Genomic DNA, 23655 nt, shown 5'->3' on the forward strand with positions numbered 1-23655 from the left:
AGATTATATCTAGCTATTACTCCTTCTGCCTCCTGCCTTTCAACTCCTGCCTCTAACAAAACTAGGATTTTATTTGAAGGTGCAAGATGTCAGTATACTCTTTTAACTTAGCAATCAACTTCAGGGTATGGGTTAAACGCTTTTTATTAATATTTTCTTCCATCGCTCCTCCTTCACTAATAATTAACACCCCTGCATAATTAAAATCCAGTTCCGTTAGTAATGTTTCTAAGGAAATAATTTCACAACCCAAACTATCCTTATAAAAATAAAATTGTGATTTTTTCATTTTAGGATATTGAGAAAAATAATTAACCATAATTTTTTGAAAATTTCCTGATTCTTGTGCTGTTTTTGCTAATTGATAACAAAAATTTTGAAAAGGAAGCATAAATTTTGATGAATCTAATAGGAGCAGTAATTGTGTACGATTAACCCGTTTAGGAATCATGACGGGATGTAAGAAAAATCCCTGACGACTAATTTCAACAACGGTACCATTTACATCTAATTCAGTTGAAGTACCTTGACGAACTAAACACCTCGCTTGTCGCCAACTTTGTTTCATTTGCCGTGAAGTTAAGGGAAAATAATCAGGGGTTAATTCATTAGGAAGAATAGCTATAACTTTACTGGTTTTTGACAAAATAATTTTCGGTCTGACGGCAGTTTTAATCAATAACAATACTCCATAAATTAATCCACTACTTCCCATCAATAAGCAAATTCCTATCAATAAAGGATGATGAGAATATGGTTCTGTCTCTACAACTTCAGAAACTTCAATTTTAGGATTTACTTGAGGAGTATTAGAAGAATTTGTCCCATTAGGTGACGGGGTTGGTAAGGGAAGTATATCTGGGATGGTGTTTACCTGATTATCTAATGATTTTTTACGATTTTCATTTTCTTGAATTAAACTAAATGTTCCCCATCCTAAGAATAATAAACTTCCAACAAATATTAAACTTGTTTTCCAGTTCAACCTATTTTTTCCCCAATTAAGAATCTTTTGTTTTAATAATTCTTCTCTAACTAAAATCGGGCTAGAATCATCAGGTATAAGACTATCTTCATCATCAGGTATAATACTATCTTCATCTATAGTTTCTAAAACAAACTGTTGAAAATAAGTTTCAAATCTTAACTGATCTGAGTTAGATTTTACCCATAAAGCACAACAAAGTCGTTTAACAGTTTCTATATCTTTAATTTCCTCCTCTGTCAACTTAGATAAGGCTTCTATGAGTAACTGATATTCGCCAATACCTAATGGAAATTTAGCCTTTTGTAAACTACTAAATAATTCCCATAAAGGCAAGTCTCCTTGTTTGATACTATATTCATTATCCATTAATTACCATCTCCCTTAATTAGTGTAAAAATTCAAGCAAATTAATAAATTACCCATTATCAATTAATCCCATATTTTTGACAATCATCATAACTTTTTAATAAGACTCCTGCAAAGGGAAGTTTACCCTCTTTTAACTGCGGTACAATGTTTTCTGATGGTTCTTCTATTATTAGTTTAACCCAGTCTAATAACTCACTGGTACTCACTTTTTTTCTATTTTTTCCTTTATCGATTTCCATTTGGTTTCTTAATTTGATAAACCGTTTAATTCCTTGTTTAATTATCTCTTGATTCTTTTCTTTCTCCTGGCTTAAATGAGCTTCAATTATCTTAATCAACTGTTGTTCATCAGGAAATTTTAAGTAATGGAATAGGCAACGACGAAGAAAAGCATCTGGTAAATCTTTTTCATCATTGCTGGTAATGAAAACAATAGGACAATTCTCATTTTTAGCCTTAATCCATCTCTTACTATCATTAGTCTTTCTCTCTTTTACCTCAAATATTTTTTGGTCTAATTCTAATAGTAAATCATTAGGAAAATCTAAATCAGCTTTATCAATTTCATCAATTAAGACCACAGTTTTTTGTTGGTTCTGAAAGGCTTTTCCTAATGCACCAAATTGAATATACTTTTCCATGTCTTCCTCTTGATTTAAACCTCGCTCTTCAAGGGACTGTTCTTTATTGGGGACTTGACTTAATGCTGCTAATTGAGCATCTCGTAATCGTGCTACATTATCAAAAGTATAAAGTCCCTCTTTTGCTGAAGAAGTTGACTTAATATACCAAGGTTCAAAGGGTAAATTAAGCTCATAAACGACAGCTAAAGCTAACTGTGTTTTGCCACAACCTGGTTCTCCTTTTAATAGTAAAGGACGCTCCAATTTGATTGCCCAATTAACCACTTCTACTAATTCTTTACTCGGTAAATAAGGCAACAGTTTTTGTCCCGTCTTTTCGTTAAATTTCTCGATGTCCTCAGTTGATGGTCGCTTTGTTCCCCGATAGGTTAAATTTAATAACTCAGCCATTTTTTTGACTCCTGAAACCAATTCAAATCACAACGAGCGCAAATTTCATCTAGGGTTAGGACTGGAATCCCTCCTTCTGTTTCTTCAAGAAATGTGTCCACTTCTTCATCAATTTCTTCTACTAATTCTTCTGGTAATTCCTCTCTTTCAAAAGTTGACCAATTTAGCAAATCACTTTCACTAAATTCTTTGAGTTTCGGAATTTTCAATTGATAATACTCTTCTTTCGCTTTCTCAATTTTATCTTGAAATAATTGAGTGGATTCTCCTATTTTTCCTTCATAATCAATTAAAAAGAAAAATAACTTATTTAGACCTTCTTCTTTCTTTTGAATATTCATTAATAGAGGTTGCCACAATTTTTCTAAAATCTTCCTCAAATTTTCTCCTCCCACATAATCTACATTATGAAAAATAATAATCACATTTCTACTTTCTAAGCATTGCTCAATTTTTTTGGCAATTTCTTCTAAAGTTGCTTTCTTAGGATCTACATGAAACTGTCGACAAAGCTCTCTAGTGAGAACACTTTTATCCAGTTTTCGTCCTCGACGATCTAATTCTATAATTACGTATAGACTCAAATCATGATCTTCTAAATGATTTTTCAATAATAAGTTTAATAACCATTTCTGACCATATTCTGGGGGGCCATGAATTAATAAAGCTGCTGTTTGAACAGATTTAATTAGTTTCTGAAAAAGTTTCACTTGCTTTTGATAGCCTAACTTAACTAAGGTTTTATATAATTTTTCACTATCTACAAATTTCCAAATATTTTCTAATTCTTCTATTGCTAATGCCAGTCCTTTTTTCTCACCTTGACGATGACTAGCTACTGCTATCACTTCGCCACTTTCCGGCTCAACAATAGGTGAACCACTACAACCTCTCTGTAACCCATTTTCTCCAACAATATTCAAATCCCATCCTTGTATTCTCTTCCCTAGAAACTGTGATTGAATAATCACCGGATTTCCAATTTCTCCCTGACTTGGTTTTAGGAAATATTGTAATTGCTCTGTTCCAGACTGCTGAAACCCATGATATCCTGCTGTCATAAAATCTTTGGTCATAGCCCCTTCTTTTCCTAACTTTAGAGAGAGTTTTCTTTTTAATCCTTCCACCCTCACCACTGCTAAATCTAATCCCGTATCTTCTCCTGATACTATTACTATTCCCGACTTTCCATCTACTTGTATAAATTCCTCCCCCCCTATTTCCGTTACTACATGAGCGCAAGTCACTATATAACTTATTCCCCATTGACTTTTAACCACAAATCCCGTCCCAAATCCGCTATTATCTGGTTCTTTACTGGTTATTAAGACTATGGATTCTTGTAACTTTTCTGGAGTCATCATCTATTTTTCCTGCTTTTATTTATTCTTGAGTTCTTTGCGGTTTTAAGGTCAATTTAACTTTTAAATTGGCACTGGCTGTTGATTTAGTTATATAAAGATTACCTTCTCCTGTAAAACTTAAGCCTATTTCCACTTCTGCTCCTTCTACCATTACTTCTTCATTTAATTTTTCCCAAGCTTTTACTATAGGACGACAACTATTGACTAACAATGGTTCTACCATGTCAAATGTTGTTTTTACTTTTTGGGCTAAACCTCCTGATATTGGTTCTAATTCCTCCCCTGGTACTTCTACCTCTACTAAGGTTCCATCTTCTAATTTAATTAGTTTTTTTCCCATTTTCTTTCCTTTTTTTGGTTTCTTTTCTTTGGTTTAAAGCCAGAGCTATCGCTTCTCTAACTAAGTTTAATCTTTCTTGTCTTGGTAACAACATTAGTTCTTCCATTACCGATTGCTCTAACCTAATTTTTGACACTCTCCTGATTCCGCTACGCTAAAATCAGGAGATTCTTTCCTCACAGACTCTTATCTAGCCAATCAGAAATTGACCCCGACAGAACGTCTCCGAAAGCTTCTTGATGCAGTCACTCATGGGGGAAACCCCCAAGACCGCGCTGCATCGCATTTTTATTCACGGGCTGCCCGACCGCTACTAGACCTCGATTTCTTATTACTTGACTAGCCGCTACATCACGATTTGTTTGATACCCACAATAAGGACAATTATGAATCCTATCTGATAGATTCTTTTTGCTTGTTTGGGTATTACAATTAGGACAAATTTGACTGGTATAATCTTTATCTACTTTCAAAAAATAGACATCTCTTTTCCAGCAGACATAAGCTAAGATGTGGAAAAACTGACCAAAACTAGCATCCTTAGTATGCTTGCCAAACATTCCTTTAGCCCATGCTTTGAAGTTAATATCTTCGACAAATATCATTCCAGCTTGATCACACAAATGATGAGCTAGTTTAAAATGCCAGTCTTTTCTGGTATCGTGGATCTTTTGATAAATTCTAGCTATTTTAGTTTGGAGTTTTTGCCAATTATTAGACCCCTTTTTCTTGTTTTTTAATCTTTTTTGCAGTGATTTCAACTGGCCATAAAGTTGATTAAAAAACCGAGGTCTTTTAACTAATTCCCCCTCGCTATTAGCTAAATAAGAATCGAGTCCGATATCTACTCCTAAAGGATATCCCTGTATAGGAGTTTCAGGAACATTAACAGCTAACTGATAAATTAACTGGACAAAATACCCTGATGCTCGTTTGACTACCCTAATTTGTTTCAATAGAAAACCATCTCTGATTGGTCTAGACATCCTCATATTAACCTTCCCAATTTTAGGAAGTTTTACCCAACCATCTCCTACCCATTCTTGTTTCACTGATGGGTAGAGAAAACTTCTCATTTTCTTTTTAAAGCGAGGAAACCCGAAACCTCTTTCCCACATATTGACAAAAGCAGCCTCTAGAGTTCTTAAGGTCTGTTGTAGGATTTGGGAATGAGGTTCTTTTAATTCAAGATAGGTTTTCTTAGCTTCTGTTAAAGATTTGCACTGAGAATTATAGGTAGGTCTAGGAGTATCTGGACTAATGATATATTCAGAATGAATTGAACAAGCATTGATAGGAGACTTGCGACTATTAACCCAATCTTTTCTATCTCGAAGTGCATAGTTATAAACTTTTCTGCACGTTTCAAGATACATCTCAATCTTTTGGACTTGAGACTTTTTAGGTTTGAGTTTGTAGTCGTACGTCATAGTTATCATGCTATCATTATAACACACTTAATAAAAATAACAGCACTTATTAAGGAATATTAACGGGCAATAAATTACCCGTGTTGCGCTACATCTCCCACTTGAAAGATGGGAGCTTTGCGCTGCCCGCGTTTTTCTGTAACCTAACCAAGCACTATCTATTTGCGAGGGGATCATCTAAACCTGTATTGTTGATATACGGGACAATAGCAAGCATTTTATGGATAAAAGGTTACTATGTCAAGACGAAAAAAGAATTTTCCCTGTGGACATAAAGGGTATGGTCAAAAGTGTCATCGTTGCGCCCAACAAGATAGGGTCCGGCAGGAAAAACAAAACAAAAAAAATACTTGGGAAGAAACCTTTAACAAAGATCCCATTAATTTAAAACCCTTCCCTAAAAATGTTGTGCTTAAAGCCCGTCAAATTCTTCAAGGACTCGCTAACCAACAAGATTATCGCAGTTTTCACGGGAAACGGCTACGACACGATCGCTTTATTATTAGCATTCCTGTGACTAGACACTATCGCTTAATTTGTCGGGATCATGGAAGTTTTCTCACCCCAGAAGCGGTTGTTTCCCACGAAGATTATAATGTATGTAAACCCGGCCATTAAAATACACTACTACTGCCTAAGATCACTACTTCCTAGCTAACAAGATTCTTGTGAGACCATAATGCAAATTTATTTAGACTATAGCGCAACAACTCCCCCTCGTTCAGAGGTGGTTAATTACGTCAAAAAAATTCTCACAGAAGAATGGGGAAACCCCTCTAGTCTGCATCAGTGGGGACAACGGGCAGCTATGAGTTTAGAAATGGCAAGGACTCAAGTTGCTTATCTTCTCAATGCAGTTGATCCTGAATCGATTATTTTTACATCGGGGGGAACAGAAGCAGATAATCTGGCTATTTTAGGTATTGCTGGGCAGTATAGCACACCCCAACATCTGATTATTTCTAGTGTTGAACATCCAGCTATTAGTGAACCGGTGCGCCGTTTAGAAGCGCAAGGATGGGAAGTTACTCGCTTACCGGTGAATCGTCAAGGGAGAATTAATCCTTTGCATTTAAAAGCTGCTATTCAATCGAATACTGTGCTTATTTCCATTATTCATGGTCAAAGCGAGGTAGGAACCGTGCAACCCATTGAAGAATTAGGGAATATTGCTCGTAATCATGGCATTCTCTTCCATACCGACGCAGTACAAACCGCAGGAAGAGTCAAAATTGATCTGCAACGACTACCTATTGATTTATTATCCCTTTCTGCCCACAAAATTTATGGTGTTCAAGGGGCCGGGGCCTTATATGTGCGTCCAGGAATCGAAATTGATCCCTTAGTTTTGGGTGGTGGCCAAGAAGGCAAAAAACGCTCAGGAACCCAAGCAGTGGCAATTATTGCAGGGTTTGGACTGGCTGCTGAATTAGCTGCCACAGAGATGATAAAAGAAAGTTCTCGCTTAATAGGATTACGCGATCGCCTCTTTGATTTGATGGCGGATTGTCCTTATTTGGTTCCCACAGGAGATAGATTATATCGTCTTCCTCATCATATTAGTTTTGTAATTCAAAACTCTTTGCAAACAGGTGAAACGGAAAAAATTACAGGAAAAATGATTGTCCGTCAGATGAATTTAGCCGGAATTGCTATTAGTGCAGGTTCTGCTTGTCATAGTGGTAAATTAAGTCCCAGTCCGATTTTATCGGCCATGGGTTACTCGGAAAAAGAAGGGTTAAGGGGTATTCGTTTAACATTAGGAAAAGAAACAACCCTAGAAGATATTGATTGGACAGCAATGGTATTAAAACAAGTGTTAAACCGTTTAATACCACAATTAGCTATTGCAAAGTAAACTTTCTGATGATTCTAATCTGGGAAATTGAGCTATCATATAGCAATTAGTCGTCAATTTTAAGAATATGGAAACATTAGAAAACTACGAGTTAATTAAAAAAAATGGTCAAACTACCACGGAAAAAGCGTTACAATGGTTTGACGAACTTGAGCCTGTAAATGTAGATTTTATGCTAGGTCTTTGGCAAGGATCTGGACTACATACAAATCATCCTATGGATGGATTATTAGAAGTATCCTCTTGGTACGGCAAAGAGTTTGTTGATAGTGAAACTGTGCATCCTTTATTATTTTCAGATAAAAATCAGAACATTTTTAAGGTAGCACCGAATGCCAATAGTATGAAATTAGTTTTCAAAATGTCTTGGTTAAAAAATAATTCCTTTAAACCCTTACTGATGTTAACTAATGAACTGATGAAAACAGAAGTTTCTCAAGCTAGATTAAGAATGATGGAATATCGAGGAAAAGTTACAGCAACAATGGTTTATGACTATTTACCTATTAACGATTCCTTCAGAAAGATAGATGAGAATACAGTATTAGGAATTATGGATTATAAAATTTATCCTCAACCTTTCTTTTTCATTTTGGAGCGTAAATAGTATATTATCTGACTAACTGATAACTGATCACTGATCATTAATCTAATTCTTCTTCTCCAATATCAGCCAAAGCAACGGGACTATCTTCAGGCGATCGCAGATTTTCAACTAAGTCTTGAATTTCTGGGGGTGGGGGAGGTGTTAAACGAGAAACAATGAGAGTAACTACTACATTTAATATCATTCCTACTGTACCTATCCCTTCAGGAGATACGCCAAAAAACCAAGCATTCATAGCAAAAAATTTGACCCCAATAATATAGTAAGTAGTGAAAGCTAAACCAATAATCATACCAGCGATAGCCCCTTCTTTATTAGTCCGTTTATCAAAGACTCCTAAGATAATAACAGGAAAAAAACTAGCTGCTGCTAATCCAAAAGCAAAAGCCACAACTTGGGCAACAAAACCAGGAGGATTAACCCCAAAATAACCAGCGATCGCAATGGCAAAACCCACCATTATTCGCCCTACCATTAATCGTTGTGACTCACTCGCTTGGGGATTAATAATCCGATAATAAACATCATGAGCGATGGAACTAGATATTACCAAAAGTAACCCTGATGCAGTTGATAATGCTGCTGCTAAACCACCGGCAGCAACTAAAGCAATAACCCAAGGAGCTAAGTTAGCAACTTCGGGGGTTGAGAGAACAATAATATCTCGATCAATAGTAATTTCACTGGCTTCTTTATCGGGCATTAATTCGATAATTCCGTTATTATTTTTATCTTCAAATTGCAGCAATCCAGTATTTTCCCATTTTGTTGCCCAATCCAATTCTTGTATCTCAGCGACCGTTTTATTGTGTAAAGTATCGATTAAATTATAACGAGCAAAACCAGCTAAGGCTGGAGCAGTGGTGTATAAAATAGCAATAAATAGTAATGCCCAACCGGCAGAATAACGAGCAGCTTTAGGACTAGGAACAGTATAAAATCGAACAATAACATGGGGTAAACCTGCTGTACCAACCATCAAAGCAATGGTAATAAATAGCACATCTAACATAGATTTGCTGGCAAAAGGTTGGGTATATTCAGCAAAGCCTAAATCCACCTGAATTTGGTTTAATTTTTCAACAATATCGCTAAAAGTAAATGCTAGTTGTGGGATGGGATTACCCGTTAATTTTAAGGCGATAGCAATAGCAGGAATTAAGTAAGCAATAATCAAAACAGTATATTGTGCAACCTGAGTCCAAGTAATGCCTTTCATGCCCCCTAAAATGGCAAAAAAAGCTACAATAATCATGCCAATAATCACACCAGTTCCAATATCCACTTGTAGGAAGCGACTAAACACAATTCCTACCCCTCTCATTTGTCCGGCAACATAAGTTAAAGAAACAAAAATAGCAGCAAATACTGCTACTAAACGAGCAGTGTTTGAATAATAGCGATCGCCCACAAAATCTGGGACTGTATATTTACCAAACTTCCGTAAATAGGGGGCTAAAAGTAACGCCAAGAGGACAAAACCCCCTGTCCATCCCATCAGATAGATAGACCCATCGTAGCCCAAAAAAGAGATTAATCCTGCCATAGAAATAAAAGAAGCTGCTGACATCCAATCTGCTGCCGTTGCTGCCCCATTTGCCACAGCAGGAACCCCTTGATCTGCAACAAAAAAACCTTTACTATCCTTAACCCGAGAACGCCAACCAATATATAGATAAATAATAAAAGAAATGATCACTAAAATAGTAGTCCAAGCTTCAACAGACATAATTATTTTCTCCCTTTAAACTTACGATCTAATTTATCCATTTGCACAGCATAAACAAAGATTAAAATAACAAAAATAAAAATTGATCCTTGTTGCGCCATCCAAAAACCAAAAGGAATTTTTCCCAAGATAATAGTATTAAGTGGTTGTACCAAAAGAATGCTACAACCCAAAGAAACAGCAGCCCAAATAATGAGCAAAGTACGAATTAAACGGGTGTTTTCACCCCAATAAGTGCGACGGTTATCATTATTCATTTATTTTCAAAATAGAATCTTAAGATTAGATTCTATTCTATAGTAATGGCGTAAAATATAAAGATTATATTCTTTTGGAATGACCAAACATTGAACTGCCGACCCACCTCGAATTGAATTCGAGGTGGAAAGCGGCAGTGCATTCCGCACATCTTTCATCTTTCATTTTGGTTTCAAGCCTCTCCCTTTAGGGAGAAAGAAGTTTGGGAGAGGTTTCAAGCCTACTTCCAAACGAATAATAAATGTTAAATGAAATGACTAATTAATGTGAATAAAGTTCCAGGTTTAATTGTGACTTAAGATATTGAAAAAGAAAAAATAAAATTTCCTTGTCCCATAAAAAATAAATCTGCTAGAATCAATGGGTAACAATCTTAAATAATTTCCATGAAGAGTTAGGTCTCTGTTGTTCTTTACCTTTCCTTAACCAAAACCATCTTAAATCCTAAACTCATAATTTTTGTGCAATCACACAACAACTAATCGATTATAAGCAGAGAAAATTATGCCGAAAGAAGACGCATCCGTTATCGTAGGAATTGATATCCGGTCTAGGTTTTATGGAGAAAATTCCATATTTATCACAGGACAAAAGGTAAGAAAAACCAATACACAGACAATCAATTTTAAGGTTGCTGATGGTCTGTTTACCGTAGGGAACGAAGACAATCAATTTACTTTTGACTTTGTTAATAATCCTCAAGAAATTCCAAGCAAACCCCAGGCTTATGACTTAGGAACTCTTCCAAATAGTTCCCACCCCCTACTAAAAGAGATTGTTTTTAGCCTAATTTCTCCGCAACCTGAAACTGAAGAAAGTGACAATGAAGAAAAACCCCAAGATGCTACTGCTTACACTGAAAATAGTAATTTGGAAAATGACGAAATTCCAGATCAAGACAATAATGAAAATACAATCCCTAATAATGAAGAAGATAATATTAATCCTCCCCTAGAAGATACCCCAAGTGACTCAGAAGTTTCCGATATCGATGGTCAACAGACAACAGTAGGAGTATCAAGCGAACAAGAAACTGCTATAGTTACTGAGTCTGTTTCTGAGACTGAAAACACACCAGAAAACATTGTTGTTGACATCGAAAATAGTAATCAGAATAATAATGAAAACACCATTGCTGATGGAGAGACCATAGATCCACCTCCGTCTATAATCAGTTCGTTTAACATCATTATAATTGGCACCAATGATAATGACACCCTCCCAGGAACCACCTTTAACGATATTATTGATGGGCGATCGGGAAATGATGCTATCTTTGGACTAACCGGTAATGATGCTATCTCTGGTGATGAGGGAAACGACATCATTGATGGGGGTGAAGGAAACGATCTAATTTTCGGTCATGATGGCAATGATATTATTTCTGGGGGAGATGGCCTCGATATCTTAATTGGAGTTAATCCTACATTGGGTTTTGGATCTTCTGAACAAGATATGTTAGAAGGAGGAGAAAATCAAGATATTTTCGTCTTAGGGGATGAAAATTACCTTTATTATGATGATAATGATCCCCTCAGCTTTGGAGAACATGACTATGGGTTAATTCGTGACTTTACCCTTGGGGAAGATATCATCGAACTTCATGGAGAAATCGAAAACTATAGTTTAGACTTCTACACTACCGATGATGGCATCATTAAAGCTGATATTGTCTATGATTCTGGAGTAGAAGCAAAAGGAGAATTAATCGGTATTATCGAAAATGCTGACCCAGAATTAGAATTAAGCGATTCTTCCTTTGTCTATAGCGAAAATGACTATGAAAGTCTTTACAATGAGATTTTTTCCCCTCTGGAAAGTTTAGATCCCGGAATCTTTGTCATAGATCAAGTATCAGCATCCTCTTTGACATTAATCAACAGCAATAGAGAAGTAGTCACTATACCGCTATGGGGAGACGGTCATGTATATATCTTTTCAAAGAATGCTTTGAGTATCCCTGCTCCTACACCCGGTAGTGTTTTGGATACTTCTCTCATTGGTGTCTTTACCCCTCCTAATATCATTGAAGGAACAAACGACGATGATGTTTTAGTGGGTACAGATAGCAACGATATGATTTATGGTTTTGCAGGTAATGATGATATTTCAGGACTAGGGGGTGATGACACTATTTATGGTGGAGATGATGAGGACACCATTTCTGGTGGTTTAGGTGACGATAACTTAGATGGTGGAGACGATGATGATCTCATTACTGGTGGAGGGGGTAACGATACTATTACCGCAGGAGACGGTGATGATACTGTTTCTGGTGGTTTTTTTCTTGGTTTATTTGGTGTAGATGATCACGATCAGATCACCGCAGGAAAGGGAGATGATGATGTTTCTGGTGGATACGGAAACGATACTATCTCTGGAGATCAAGGTGAGGACACAATTTCTGGTGGTTTAGGTGACGATAACTTAGATGGTGGAGACGATGATGATCTCATTACTGGTGAAGAGGGTAACGATACTATTACCGCAGGAGACGGTGATGATACTGTTTCTGGTGGTTTAGGTAACGATACTATTACCGCAGGAGAGGGAGATGATGCTGTTTCTGGTGGAGATGGTAATGATACTATCTCTGGAGATGAAGGTGAGGACACCATTTCTGGTGGTTTAGGTGACGATAACTTAGATGGTGGAGACGATGATGATCTCATTACTGGTGAAGAGGGTAACGATACTATTACCGCAGGAGACGGTGATGATACTGTTTTTGGTGGTTTAGGTAACGATAACATCACAGCAGGAGAGGGAGATGATGCTGTTTCTGGTGGAGACGGTAATGATACTATCTCTGGAGATGAAGGTGAGGACACAATTTCTGGTGGTTTAGGTGACGATAACTTAGATGGTGGAGACGATGATGATCTCATTACTGGTGGAGAGGGTGATGATACTATCAACGGAGGAGAAGGTGATGATACTGTTTCTGGTGGTTTAGATAACGATAACATCACCGCAGGAGAAGGTGATGATACTGTTTCTGGTGGTTTAGATAACGATACTATTACCGCAGGAGAAGGTGATGATGCTGTTTCTGGTGGAGACGGTAACGATACTATCTCTGGAGATCAAGGTGAGGATACCATTTCTGGTGGTTTAGGTGACGATAACTTAGATGGTGGAGACGATGATGATCTCATTACTGGTGAAGAGGGTAATGATACTATTACCGCAGGAGACGGTGATGATACCGTTTCTGGTGGTTTAGGTAACGATAACATCACCGCAGGAGAGGGAGATGATGCTGTTTCTGGTGGAGACGGTAACGATACTATCTCTGGAGATCAAGGTGAGGACACAATTTCTGGTGGTTTAGGTAACGATAACTTAGATGGTGGAGACGATGATGATCTCATTACTGGTGAAGAGGGTAACGATACTATTACCGCAGGAGAGGGTGATGATACTGTTTCTGGTGGAGATGGTAATGATACTATCTCTGGAGATCAAGGTGAGGATACAATTTCTGGTGGTTTAGGTAACGATAACTTAGATGGTGGAGACGATGATGATCTCATTACTGGTGGAGAAGGTAATGATACTATTACCGCAGGAGACGGTGATGACACTGTTTTTGGTGGTTTAGGTAACGATAACTTAGATGGTGGTACGGGAGATGACATTATCAATGGTGTCTCTTCAAACACCGGTGGAACCTTTGAACGAGATACTTTAACAGGGGGTTCCGGTAGCGATCGCTTTATTTTAGGAGACAAAACCCAAGTCTATTATGATGATGGTAATGCTGTTTCCTTGGGTAAATATGATTATGCTTTAATTACAGATTTTAATGCTAGTGAGGACTTCATTCAATTATATGATTCCATTGATTTTTATCAACTGGATCTGTATACAACCTCATCAGGAAACATTAATGCTGCTTTGATGTACGATCCAGGAGTAACAGCGAGACGAGAACTGATTGCTATTATTGAGGATGTTTCTGCTGACTTAAATATTAGTGATTCTTCGTTTGTTATTGCTTAATCATCTCGCTAACAAAACTTGATCCTTGATCGATTTAAAAACCCTAACTTCTTCAAAGTTAGGGGTTTTTCATTTTACAATTTTATAATAGGTAGTGCTATAGTAGAATTTTTCGTGTAATGATTAGGAGTTAATTAGGTAACTGCTCACCGCAATAAAGAATCTCTCTTGACAACATAGAGGTAAAATCGAGGATTTTTATGTATATTAGGAGTTATGATAACCAATGCTGCCATTGATTCAGAGCTAGTTAGAGCCGTCGCTGATGAACAGTTAGCGACCAATGTGTTCATGGTTGAGTGGCTAGTCAAGGTGCAACAACAGTTATCCCTTCAACAACGACTGATTGAGAACAAAGACCAACAAATCTCTGCACAACAACAAGAGATTGAAAAATTGAAAGAAGAGAGAGATAAGCTAAAAAACCGTGACAAAAAATTGGAGATTGGAGATTGGAGATTGGAGATTGAGTAAGAACAAGCCCTTGTTTTTAAACATGGGTAAATCTACAATCTACCCTCAAAAATCTACAATAAATCAAAAATCTACAATCTACTTTTCCCTTGCCCCCTGTCTTTTAAGCAGGGGTCAATCTACAATCTGCCCTCTGCAATCTGCAATCCTTTGACCAGTGATTGCTATAGTGCCTACTTTCGACAAAGTGCTTACGCTAAACAGAAGTGTCTGGCCCATCTAGAACGAGAGTTAGAGTCCCTGAAAACCAGTCGGTTTCAGGGGAATCGGCAGTTTGCCCATGATGTGCAATTGGTTTTAGGGAAAGCTCGTATGGCTCATCGTCATTATCATGCAGGAATTTTAAACCTCTCAGAGTTAAGCTCTAAAAGAACTGAAGTCGAGAACTTACTGCAAGAGATTTTTAAGGCAACTCCCAAAAAAGGATGGCCTTATGACGCACAAAGATTGATTAACCGTCTCAAACGACATTGGGACGAGTGGTTCACTTTTTTGACTCATCCTGAAGTTAAACCCGATAATAATGATGCCGAGAGAGCCTTACGTCCCATTGTTATTCACCGCAAAGTTAGTGGGGGAGCCAGAAGCGACTGGGGAGCCGAGTTAGTCACTCAAATGTTCAGTTTTTTGGAAACAATGAGGTTACAGGGAAATAATGCTATTACCCAATTGTGCGAATTATTATCATTAGCTGGTCGTAGTCCACCAGGATTAGAGATGTAAACGGACAGGAGCCGATGGGGGGATTTTTCCACCTCCAGAACCAACGGAGGAGATTAGCTTAGTTCTCTATATCAACCAGAGAACTAAGCCAAATTCATTCATTTTTTCATTCTAGGATTGTTTTTTTATTCCTCAATTGATGTTGCTTATCGTGCCTTTTAATAATGCTTTCTTGTTGCGGTGAGCAGTTACGAATTATTTAGCTTAGTATTTAATTTAACTGAGCAAAAAAATGGCTTTTTTATCACAACCCATAGTCCTTATATTTTAACTGCTTTTAATAATTTGATTCAAGCAGGAAACGCTAGAAAAAAAATAGCAGAAAGAGGTAATAAACCCAAAGAACTTAAAAAATTATATTCTATTGTCTCTGAAGATAAAATCTTAGACATAGAAGACTTTGGCGTTTATACGTTAGAAAATGGAGAACTTAGAAGCATAATAGATGAAGAAAATAGACTTATAGATGAAAATATTATTGATGAAATATCTGACGAAATAGGATATATTTTTGATAAATTAGTTGACTTAGAATTAGGAGAAGAATAAATTAATGTTATCTGAGAATCAATTAGAAAAACTAAAAGAATGTTTCACTCAAAAAAAGTTATCTCCCAAGCAATCAAGTTTTTTTACTGAAAATAAAGTAAAATTTGAACTAATTAATGATAATAAAGATTCAATAATTGTTATTGAAGTTAATCTAGATAAATGTTTATTCAAAAAACTACGATAAGTGAATTTTATAACAGGAGATGAACCTAAAAAATGTGATTATCTAATTATTATTCCGGATAAATCACTCGAACTTTGGATAGAATTAAAAAGTAGTGAAGTTGAATAAGGTAAACAGCAACTTACACAAACTTTTAAAGATGAAAAATTGTATTCTCTATTAACTAAAATTAAAGAAACATACTATTTTAATAAGTATAAAACTAACCATGAATCTATTAAAAAAATCGGATATGTTGTGTATAAAAGAAATAGAATACCATCACAAAATCCTAGAAAACAGAAACAAAAAAAGCAAGCAAAAGTAAAATCTAAAGCTTCATCACAAAAAGATAAATTAATGATTTTGGAACAAAAAAATAATCAACCAGTCTATTTAAAAAAATTATTGACTTAAGTTTAAATTTTACCTAATCTATAGATAAAATGAATAAGATAATCTCATTATTTATCATAAATTTTTAACAAGATAACCGTGATTGAATTTGTCCAAAACCGCATCCTATCATCAAAAATAATACAATTATTTACCCGTACCCTTATCAAATGGCAACAAGACGACTGCATAGAAATGGGTGCAGCATTATCCTATTATGCTATTTTTTCCCTATTTCCTATCTTGCTGGTCATTCTAAGTATAACCGGTTTAATTCTTGGACCTGATACCAACGCTTATACTCAAATTTTAATCTTTGCTAAAACCGCTTTACCCATAGAAGCATATCGTATCGTAGAAAGTACCTTACTCCAATTAAATACAAGTAGTTTGGGTGCAGGAATTATTGGTTTTTCTATTCTATTTATTACAGCAAGTCGTATTTTTCTCGCTTTGAGTCGTGATGTTGATAAAATATGGAAAGTTTATCATCGTCAGTATAGTCAAAATGGCTGGTTTTGGACAATTATTAATTTTATAAAAAATCAAATTATTGCCTTCCTTTTGGTATTGAGTTCCACTGCTTTAATGTTAGTTTCTTTATTGTCTAATATTGCTTTAAAAGTGTTTGTAAAAACCATTATTAATGTCGAAGAAGCAATTACTTGGGTTCGACTTGACGAAGCTTTTTTATGGAATAGTTTACAACTGGGTGTCACTTATTTCCTCCTAACTTCTGTTATTATGTTTCTCTATAAAACCCTCCCTGGAACTAAAGTAAAATGGAGTGATATTTGGATAGGTTCTTTATTAGCAGTTAGCTTATTTTTTCTACTTCAAAGTTTAGTTAGTAAAGAGGTGATTCGTATTGGCGAACAGTTTCGAGCTTATGGCATTATTGGGGGATTTATGGTACTTTTATTATGGATATTTCTCAACTGCCAAATTTTTCTTTTAGGTTGCGAATTTACTTATGTTTATACCCATTTATTTGGTAGTAGAAAAGATAAATAAATTAGACAGCTTTTTTAATTAACTTAGCTAATTTATCCGCACTATCTATAACAGCTAAACTTGAAGTATTTTGAGACATTTTTCGCAATTCATCAGGATTTTTAAGTAAATTTATAACTAAATTTCTTAGTTTTTCTTCAGTTAATTCTTTCTGTTGATAACAATAAGCTGCCTCTCCTTCAACAAACACTTGAGCATTAAAAGATTGATGATCTTCTGCTGCAAAAGGATAAGGAATTAAGACAGCAGGAGTTTTAGTAATTGCTAATTCTGTTAAAGTTCCGGCACCGGCACGACTCACCGCTAAATCTGCTCTTTGTAATAATCCCGCCATGTTATCATAGAAGGGTAAAGAAATATATGGAGGGTGTTGAAAACTGTCAGCATCAGGGTCATTTTTTCCTGTTAAATGTACCACATAAGCACCCATTTCTAACCACTCTGGAACACATTGACGAACTAATTGATTGACAGAAACTGCACCTTGAGAACCCCCGACAATAACAATTAAAGGCACATTATCAGGTATTTTTAAGTCTAAAGATTGAGGAGTATAAAACTGCGATCGCACAGGGGTACTAACCCAAAGAGTAGAGATATTAGGTAAATATTTTTGAGTACCTTTAAACCCTAAAGCAACCGTATGACAAAAGCGACTCAATAGTTTAGTAACCTTGCCAGGAATATAATTTGCTTCGTGAATAATAGCAGGAATTCCTGATAACTTAGCAGCTAAAATAGTAGGACTTGCAATATACCCACCAGTTGTAAAAACTACATCTATTTTTTCTTCTTTAATTATTTTTTTTACTACAAAAACTGAGTTAACTAAACCCAATAAAATTTGTAACTTTTTCAGAGGAGAACGAGTTTGAAAACCCTCAACTGATATAGTATGAAAAGGATAGCGATCGCCGATTAAACTCTGTTCAAGACGGTTAGGGGTTCCTAACCATTGAATTTCATAATCTGGTAATTTTTCAGCCACTCCCAAAGCAGGAAAAACATGACCACCGGTGCCACTTGCTGCGATCAATAAACGTGCCATAAAAACAAAATAATCGTTATAATAAAGCGAAAATCCTGTATGGTTAATCAGGATAGTTCACACAAGGTAGACGCATGATGTATCGCCATTGGTTCCTCTCTGTTATAATTGGTTTCGGAATAAGCTTAGGCACTCATTTAACCCTCCGTGCAGAAAGTCCTGACACTGCACCGGTTGAATTAAAAGCCCTAATTGCGCAAATCGATGCAGCAGCTAATAGACAAGACATAGATCGCATTCAATCATTATATAGTGACCAATATGTAACGGCTGATGGGTTAATCTTAGATGAGTTTACCGAAAGCTTAAAAGCATTGTGGAAAGATTATCCCGATTTAAACTATACAACAGAATTATTATCTTGGGAAAAACAAGGTAGCGGTTGGGTAGCTGAAACCTTAACAACTGTGACAGGAAATAGTCAACAAGGAGGGCGAAAAATTCAACTAGAAGCCAAAATTAAATCCCGTCAAACTTTCCAGAGAAATCAATTGATTCGTCAAGAAATCTTAAGCGAAGAAACCAGATTAACCTCTGGAGAAAATCCCCCAGAAGTCACCGTAAATGTGCCAGAAACTGTGAAAGTTGGAGAAGAGTTTGATTTTGATGTTATCGTCAATGAACCTCTCAGAGATGAGTTATTAGCAGGAATGGCAATGTTAGAAAAAGTTGACAGCGATCGCTATTTAGATCCCTCTAATATGCAGCTAGAATTGTTACAATCTGGAGGATTATTTAAACGAGTTTCTGCTGTTGAAGAACCACAAAATCGTTGGCTTTCTGCTATTTTAGTCCGTAGCGAAGGTATTACTATGGTGACTCATCGTGTCAGAATTATTGACTAACCTGAGTTCGGTGTTAGGAGTTCGGAGTTCGGAGTTATAATTTTAGCAAGGAAATCATTAGGGTTTGAGACTTGTCAATTTTACCAATTCTCTATCAATTTCCTTATGTCAAACTCAGGTGACTAATGAGTGATTATTGTTGCTGTTGTTTAGCATAGATGTCTACAAGATTTCGGATCATAGTTTGATAAGATGCGTTATTACGTTTAGCTTCACGTTTAAAGAACTCAATACTCTCCTTAGTAAACTCCATTGTTACCCGTACCGTTGTTTTTTTGGGTATCAATTCTTCTGGGGGTGGTAAAAAATCTTTAACAATTGTAACCTCTCCAATAGGTTCGGCCGGATCAGGGATTTTGTTGTTCATAAAATTGCCTCCATTTTCGCCATTCGGCTGCACCAAATATCCGAATAACTTCACATCGATAAGTAAAACGCACTGTTAAAACACGGTCATTCACCTTGCCAATACAAAACCAACGTTCTTCTGATTCGCTGTGCTTAGCATCATGGACAATCAAACGGTTTTCATCAAAAAAGGCATATTGAGCCGTGCTAAAGTCTACACCATGTTTTGCTTTATTTTTGGCTTCTCGTTGATCATCCCACTCAAAAGTGAAACTCATTTGATTTTGCCATATTCATTATACATATTTAATTTACATTGTGCTGCATTCAAAGCCCACCAACTCTAATGAAGTTAATAAGTCTAATATAAAGTCCAGTTTACAAAGATATTATTACTCTAATTTTTCTAATGGTGATGTTATAAATAGTGTACAAATTTACAGAGGAAATATTTGTACAGGGTTATCGGATAATAATAGTCAACAAGATAAAATTAAACTAGAAGCAAAATTAGAAGCTGCTCCTGAATTAATCAAAGAAGGTTTAACTATAGAAAAAATTGCTAAAATCTTAAAGCTTCCCTTAGAACTTGTACAAGAAGAAGTTAGCAGATTTAATTAATAAAACATCAATTTTCAAATAAAACTACGATGATTTTATTTATATTTATTTTCAATACACAAACATAATGCTAATAACATAGCATTTATTTATGAGCATATAGAAAATTTTCTTAATGTTTTTAGATTTTTAGAAAATAAAATAGACTATCATTAAATAAATTATTCTATGGTAATCGTTTGATTTATATCAAAGAAGATTGGATTTTGAGACTTTTTTGGCTTTTCCGATTTTACTGAATTTCCCTCTAATTCATTCTTACCCTTATCTTTGATATTCTTTTTCTCTAGTTGCTCAGGAGGCTGCTTATTTTGACGATCACCCATGATTCTGATTCTCCCAATAATCAAGACTATGATAATAATATAGCATTAATTTATGATTATTTGGAAAAGTCGATTGATATTCTCAGAGCAAATCTTAATGAAGTGACTAATAACTTAAGATTACTTACTGCTGCTGAAGTGACATATATACACTTTTTTATAACTGATTTACCTAGCCCATCTTTTGCTGTTATGATTAGTGAAAATATGGAACCTTTACCATGTTATTCATGCTTTATTTTTAAAACCTTAGCTTATATATTTAGTATAACATCGATTACTATTTGCTTATGGAAAGGCTATAACAAAGAATCTATTCGATTAGTTATTAAGCCAGAAAATTTACTTTCACAAGCAGAAAAAGGAACAACTACACAATATAAAGAATCCATAATTATCAATATTTGGAAATATACTATTGAAGATTTAAACAAATTTTTACAGATAAGACAAAAAGCTTTAAGACAAGCTGTTATTACATTAACATTATCTATGTTATGTGCTGTATTAGATATAATAATTCATTTTGTTTTTTATAGCTAGATTATAACTATGTAAGTTCTATTCTCTATCATATATCAGTAAGGTGGGCAATACCCACCCTACAAAGTTAACCTAACCTTTCTCAACTTCTGCAACCATTAATAAGGTTTTCAACACAGAATCGGGGTTTAAACTCATGGAATCAATTCCCAATTCTACTAAGAATTTAGCAAACTCTGGATAGTCACTAGGTGCTTGACCACAAATACCAATTTTACGGCCTTTTTTCTTAGCGGTTTCTATTGCTAATTTAACCATTCGTTTCACCCCTTCGTTGCGTTCATCGAACAATTGAGCAACTAAAGCAGAGTCCCTATCTAACCCCAAAGTAAGCTGAGTTAAATCATTAGAACCGATAGAAAAACCGTCAAAAACTTCTGCAAATTGATCCGCTAAAATGACGTTACTAGGCAACTCACACATTACATAAACTTGCAACCCGTTAACCCCTTGTTTCAGTCCATGTTTAGCCATCTCTGCAATCACTTTCTTCCCTTCTTCTGGGGTGCGACAAAACGGAATCATGGGGATAACATTCACCAAACCCATCTCATCCCGTACCGTCTTCATTGCCTCACATTCTAAAGCAAATGCTTCACGATACATAGGATCATAATAACGAGATGCACCGCGCCAACCAATCATTGGGTTATCTTCTTTCGGTTCAAATCCTTGTCCTCCTAATAAGTTAGCATACTCATTAGATTTAAAGTCAGACATCCTTACAATCACAGGTTTCGGATAAAATGAAGCTGCAATAGTAGCCACACCATGAGCTAATTTGTCGACGAAAAATTGCGGTTTATTGTCATAGCGTTTGGTCAATTCTGTAATCTGTTCTTTAACTGCTACATCCTCTAATTCGTCAAACTTCATCAACGCCAAAGGATGGGCTTTAATATGGTTAGCAATGATGAATTCTAGGCGAGCTAAACCAACACCTTGCGCCGGAATACTAGCAAGAGAAAATGCTTTTTCAGGGTTGCCTACATTCATCAAAATTTGTGTTCTGGTGACAGGTAAATTATCTAAAGGAGTTTCTTCTACTTCAAAAGGTAATAAACCCTCATATACCCTTCCCTCGTCTCCTTCTGAACAACAAACGGTGATTTCTTGACGAGTTTTGATAGTATCCGTTGCATCTCCACAACCGACAATGGCAGGAATTCCCATTTCACGGGCTATTATGGCGGCATGACAGGTGCGACCACCTTGGTTAGTGACGATCGCACTGGCTTTTTTCATGATCGGTTCCCAGTCGGGATCGGTGCGGTTAGTAACGAGAACTTCCCCTGGTTTGAATTGGTCAATTTTACTGGCTTCCAGGATAACACGGGCTTTTCCTTGACCGATAGCCGCCCCCACACTGCGTCCCATGGCCACAATGTTACTTTGCTCTTTTAATTGGTAAGTTTTCAGGACATTGGCTGCTTTTTGGGATTGTACGGTTTCTGGACGGGCCTGCACAATGTAGAGTTCTCCGGTGCGTCCATCTTTGGCCCATTCGATATCCATGGGGGTATAGGTTTCTCTGACTTGGGAATAGTGATCTTCAATAATACAAGCCCAGTTTGCTAGTTTTAAAATCTCTTCATCCTCTAAGCAAAATTGTTCTTGTTCCTCCTCTAAAACGTCCACATTTTTAGTCAGTTTCGACCCACCTGTATCGTAGATCATTTTAATTGCTTTACTACCAACCCGTTTTTCTAGAATAGGGCGATAACCTTCTTTTAAAGTAGGTTTAAATACATAATATTCGTCCGGGTTAACGGCACCTTGTACCACATTTTCTCCTAACCCGTAGGCCGCCGTAATTAAAGCCGCATTTTTAAAGCCGGTTTCCGTATCAATAGAAAACATAACCCCTGCTGAGGCAAGATCTGATCGCACCATCTTTTGTACCCCCACAGAAAGGGCAACAGCAAAATGATCAAAGCCGTTATAATGTCGATAGGAAATAGCGCGATCAGTGAACAAAGAAGCGAAGCATTTATGACAAGCTTCTAACACACCTTTAACACTATGAATATTGAGATAAGTTTCTTGTTGTCCGGCAAAACTTGCTTCTGGTAAATCTTCGGCTGTGGCACTGGAACGCACAGCAACATCAAGATTTTGGGTTTCTATTTTACATTCTTCGCGGTATTTTTCCTGGAGTTTACTGCACTCATGACTGTAGCGATCGCAAAGCATTTTATAAGCTGCAACGATTGCTGTTTCTAATTCTTTGGGGAAGGGAGTATTTAAGATTAAAGAACGGGCTAATTGTCCTCTTTCTTGTAAATTGGTAACATCATTAACGTCTAAATCTGCAAATAAATCTCTTAATCTTGACTCCAATCCTGCTGATTCGATAAAGTAGCTATAGGCATAGGCGGTAGTAGCAAATCCTGTGGGAACTTTAACACCTTTAGGTTGTAATTGTTGGATCATTTCCCCTAAAGATGAGTTTTTTCCTCCTACTAAACCAACATCTTTGCTACCGACTTGTTCAAACCAAAGGATGAATGCTGTTTCTCTGTTCATCGTTGGGGTTATTTCATACGTCGTTGCTACCATAAGTTCTTAACCCTAATTCTTATCTCTATTTTAACCAGTTTTCTTTCCTATTAGTAGCTTG

General features: G+C 36.2%; 21 protein-coding genes and 3 pseudogenes. 11 read left to right on the plus strand and 13 right to left on the minus strand.

The genetic code is table 11. The features are described 5' to 3' along the window. Positions 1-61: 61 nt before the first annotated feature. The 6 genes and pseudogenes from QNJ66_RS22455 to QNJ66_RS22480 all read right to left on the minus strand — a co-directional run. Positions 62-1354 (minus strand): hypothetical protein, encoded by a 1293-nt coding sequence (locus QNJ66_RS22455; RefSeq protein ID WP_300510873.1) that lies wholly within the window; start codon positions 1352-1354, stop codon positions 62-64. A gap of 59 nt (positions 1355-1413) precedes the next feature. Beyond that, on the minus strand, positions 1414-2391 hold the full coding sequence (locus QNJ66_RS22460) for a MoxR family ATPase (protein WP_300510874.1): 978 nt from the start codon (positions 2389-2391) through the stop codon (positions 1414-1416). Further along, positions 2376-3755, minus strand: coding sequence for a trypsin-like peptidase domain-containing protein (locus QNJ66_RS22465; protein ID WP_300510875.1), 1380 nt, complete (start codon positions 3753-3755; stop codon positions 2376-2378). Before QNJ66_RS22465 ends, QNJ66_RS22460 begins: the two co-directional genes overlap by 16 nt. 19 nt (positions 3756-3774) lie before the next feature. Next, positions 3775-4095: a CU044_2847 family protein gene (locus tag QNJ66_RS22470; RefSeq protein WP_300510876.1), complete on the minus strand. Its 321-nt coding sequence runs from the start codon at positions 4093-4095 to the stop codon at positions 3775-3777. After that, on the minus strand, positions 4076-4201 hold the full coding sequence (locus tag QNJ66_RS22475) for a hypothetical protein (protein ID WP_300510877.1): 126 nt from the start codon (positions 4199-4201) through the stop codon (positions 4076-4078). The genes QNJ66_RS22470 and QNJ66_RS22475 overlap by 20 nt, the downstream gene beginning before the upstream one ends. A gap of 142 nt (positions 4202-4343) precedes the next feature. Continuing rightward, a pseudogene (locus QNJ66_RS22480) lies at positions 4344-5525 on the minus strand (transposase); the annotation flags it as partial. A gap of 237 nt (positions 5526-5762) precedes the next feature. Between QNJ66_RS22480 and QNJ66_RS22485 the strand changes: the two are divergent. The 3 genes from QNJ66_RS22485 (at position 5763) to QNJ66_RS22495 (ending at position 7990) form a co-directional block, all read left to right on the plus strand. Continuing rightward, positions 5763-6143 (plus strand): hypothetical protein, encoded by a 381-nt coding sequence (locus QNJ66_RS22485; protein ID WP_300510878.1) that lies wholly within the window; start codon positions 5763-5765, stop codon positions 6141-6143. Positions 6144-6204: 61 nt separating this feature from the next. Beyond that, a complete protein-coding gene (locus QNJ66_RS22490; RefSeq protein ID WP_300510879.1) occupies positions 6205-7383 on the plus strand; it encodes a cysteine desulfurase family protein in 1179 nt (392 codons plus the stop codon). A 67-nt stretch (positions 7384-7450) separates the two neighbouring features. Then, entirely contained in the window at positions 7451-7990 is a 540-nt protein-coding gene (locus QNJ66_RS22495; protein WP_300510880.1) for a DUF4334 domain-containing protein, read from the plus strand. Between the two features lie 37 nt (positions 7991-8027). Here QNJ66_RS22495 and QNJ66_RS22500 read toward each other — a convergent pair whose 3' ends face one another. Both QNJ66_RS22500 and QNJ66_RS22505 read right to left on the minus strand, forming a co-directional pair. Next, entirely contained in the window at positions 8028-9719 is a 1692-nt protein-coding gene (locus tag QNJ66_RS22500; RefSeq protein ID WP_300510881.1) for a sodium:solute symporter family protein, read from the minus strand. A 2-nt stretch (positions 9720-9721) separates the two neighbouring features. After that, on the minus strand, positions 9722-9976 hold the full coding sequence (locus QNJ66_RS22505; RefSeq protein ID WP_300510882.1) for a DUF4212 domain-containing protein: 255 nt from the start codon (positions 9974-9976) through the stop codon (positions 9722-9724). A 505-nt stretch (positions 9977-10481) separates the two neighbouring features. Between QNJ66_RS22505 and QNJ66_RS22510 the strand changes: the two genes are divergently transcribed. The 5 genes and pseudogenes from QNJ66_RS22510 to QNJ66_RS22530 all read left to right on the plus strand — a co-directional run bounded on the left by QNJ66_RS22510 (position 10482) and on the right by QNJ66_RS22530 (position 17304). Further along, positions 10482-13982: a calcium-binding protein gene (locus QNJ66_RS22510; RefSeq protein WP_300510883.1), complete on the plus strand. Its 3501-nt coding sequence runs from the start codon at positions 10482-10484 to the stop codon at positions 13980-13982. Between the two features lie 216 nt (positions 13983-14198). Beyond that, positions 14199-14414, plus strand: a pseudogene (locus tag QNJ66_RS22515) (IS66 family transposase); the annotation flags it as partial. A 192-nt stretch (positions 14415-14606) separates the two neighbouring features. Further along, positions 14607-15179, plus strand: a pseudogene (locus QNJ66_RS22520) (transposase); the annotation flags it as partial. A gap of 180 nt (positions 15180-15359) precedes the next feature. Next, on the plus strand, positions 15360-15728 hold the full coding sequence (locus QNJ66_RS22525) for a hypothetical protein (RefSeq protein ID WP_300510884.1): 369 nt from the start codon (positions 15360-15362) through the stop codon (positions 15726-15728). 661 nt (positions 15729-16389) lie between these two features. After that, a complete protein-coding gene (locus tag QNJ66_RS22530; RefSeq protein WP_300510885.1) occupies positions 16390-17304 on the plus strand; it encodes a YihY/virulence factor BrkB family protein in 915 nt (304 codons plus the stop codon). 1 nt (position 17305) lies between these two features. Here the strand turns inward: QNJ66_RS22530 and murG are convergent, their stop codons facing one another. Next, a complete protein-coding gene (murG, locus tag QNJ66_RS22535; protein WP_300510886.1) occupies positions 17306-18352 on the minus strand; it encodes an undecaprenyldiphospho-muramoylpentapeptide beta-N-acetylglucosaminyltransferase in 1047 nt (348 codons plus the stop codon). Between the two features lie 74 nt (positions 18353-18426). Between murG and QNJ66_RS22540 the strand changes: the two genes are divergently transcribed. Then, complete coding sequence (locus QNJ66_RS22540) at positions 18427-19197, plus strand: nuclear transport factor 2 family protein (RefSeq protein WP_300510887.1); 771 nt, start codon at positions 18427-18429, stop codon at positions 19195-19197. Between the two features lie 133 nt (positions 19198-19330). Here the strand turns inward: QNJ66_RS22540 and QNJ66_RS22545 are convergent, their stop codons facing one another. Together QNJ66_RS22545 and QNJ66_RS22550 are read right to left on the minus strand one after the other, a co-directional pair. Then, complete coding sequence (locus QNJ66_RS22545; protein ID WP_300510888.1) at positions 19331-19564, minus strand: hypothetical protein; 234 nt, start codon at positions 19562-19564, stop codon at positions 19331-19333. Then, the gene (locus tag QNJ66_RS22550; protein ID WP_300510889.1) at positions 19545-19823 is read right to left on the minus strand and encodes a BrnT family toxin; all 279 of its coding nucleotides are present in this window, start codon (positions 19821-19823) and stop codon (positions 19545-19547) included. Before QNJ66_RS22550 ends, QNJ66_RS22545 begins: the two co-directional genes overlap by 20 nt. 40 nt (positions 19824-19863) lie before the next feature. On the opposite strand from QNJ66_RS22550, the gene QNJ66_RS22555 reads away from it, so the two are divergent. Beyond that, positions 19864-20166 (plus strand): hypothetical protein, encoded by a 303-nt coding sequence (locus tag QNJ66_RS22555; protein WP_300510890.1) that lies wholly within the window; start codon positions 19864-19866, stop codon positions 20164-20166. Positions 20167-20327: 161 nt separating this feature from the next. Here QNJ66_RS22555 and QNJ66_RS22560 read toward each other — a convergent pair whose 3' ends face one another. Then, positions 20328-20492, minus strand: a complete 165-nt coding sequence (locus QNJ66_RS22560; RefSeq protein WP_300510891.1) for a hypothetical protein — start codon at positions 20490-20492, stop codon at positions 20328-20330. Between QNJ66_RS22560 and QNJ66_RS22565 the strand changes: the two genes are divergently transcribed. Further along, the gene (locus tag QNJ66_RS22565) at positions 20478-21035 is read left to right on the plus strand and encodes a hypothetical protein (protein WP_300510892.1); all 558 of its coding nucleotides are present in this window, start codon (positions 20478-20480) and stop codon (positions 21033-21035) included. The genes QNJ66_RS22560 and QNJ66_RS22565 overlap by 15 nt on opposite strands. 72 nt (positions 21036-21107) lie before the next feature. Here QNJ66_RS22565 and ppsA read toward each other — a convergent pair whose 3' ends face one another. After that, positions 21108-23594 (minus strand): phosphoenolpyruvate synthase, encoded by a 2487-nt coding sequence (gene ppsA / locus QNJ66_RS22570; protein ID WP_300510893.1) that lies wholly within the window; start codon positions 23592-23594, stop codon positions 21108-21110. Positions 23595-23655 lie beyond the last annotated feature (61 nt).

This window comes from Crocosphaera sp. (assembly GCF_030064895.1).
Taxonomy (GTDB): domain Bacteria; phylum Cyanobacteriota; class Cyanobacteriia; order Cyanobacteriales; family Microcystaceae; genus Crocosphaera.

Coding starts and splice junctions, on each gene's coding strand:
- QNJ66_RS22485 (WP_300510878.1), top strand. CDS start 5,763: ATGTCAAGACGAAAAAAGAATTTTCCCTGTGGACATAAAGGGTATGGT.
- QNJ66_RS22495 (WP_300510880.1), top strand. CDS start 7,451: ATGGAAACATTAGAAAACTACGAGTTAATTAAAAAAAATGGTCAAACT.
- murG (WP_300510886.1), bottom strand. CDS start 18,352: ATGGCACGTTTATTGATCGCAGCAAGTGGCACCGGTGGTCATGTTTTT.
- QNJ66_RS22545 (WP_300510888.1), bottom strand. CDS start 19,564: ATGAACAACAAAATCCCTGATCCGGCCGAACCTATTGGAGAGGTTACA.
- QNJ66_RS22510 (WP_300510883.1), top strand. CDS start 10,482: ATGCCGAAAGAAGACGCATCCGTTATCGTAGGAATTGATATCCGGTCT.
- QNJ66_RS22560 (WP_300510891.1), bottom strand. CDS start 20,492: ATGGGTGATCGTCAAAATAAGCAGCCTCCTGAGCAACTAGAGAAAAAG.
- QNJ66_RS22475 (WP_300510877.1), bottom strand. CDS start 4,201: ATGGAAGAACTAATGTTGTTACCAAGACAAGAAAGATTAAACTTAGTT.
- QNJ66_RS22500 (WP_300510881.1), bottom strand. CDS start 9,719: ATGTCTGTTGAAGCTTGGACTACTATTTTAGTGATCATTTCTTTTATT.
- QNJ66_RS22540 (WP_300510887.1), top strand. CDS start 18,427: ATGATGTATCGCCATTGGTTCCTCTCTGTTATAATTGGTTTCGGAATA.
- QNJ66_RS22550 (WP_300510889.1), bottom strand. CDS start 19,823: ATGAGTTTCACTTTTGAGTGGGATGATCAACGAGAAGCCAAAAATAAA.
- ppsA (WP_300510893.1), bottom strand. CDS start 23,594: ATGGTAGCAACGACGTATGAAATAACCCCAACGATGAACAGAGAAACA.
- QNJ66_RS22505 (WP_300510882.1), bottom strand. CDS start 9,976: ATGAATAATGATAACCGTCGCACTTATTGGGGTGAAAACACCCGTTTA.
- QNJ66_RS22470 (WP_300510876.1), bottom strand. CDS start 4,095: ATGGGAAAAAAACTAATTAAATTAGAAGATGGAACCTTAGTAGAGGTA.
- QNJ66_RS22460 (WP_300510874.1), bottom strand. CDS start 2,391: ATGGCTGAGTTATTAAATTTAACCTATCGGGGAACAAAGCGACCATCA.
- QNJ66_RS22455 (WP_300510873.1), bottom strand. CDS start 1,354: ATGGATAATGAATATAGTATCAAACAAGGAGACTTGCCTTTATGGGAA.
- QNJ66_RS22490 (WP_300510879.1), top strand. CDS start 6,205: ATGCAAATTTATTTAGACTATAGCGCAACAACTCCCCCTCGTTCAGAG.
- QNJ66_RS22465 (WP_300510875.1), bottom strand. CDS start 3,755: ATGATGACTCCAGAAAAGTTACAAGAATCCATAGTCTTAATAACCAGT.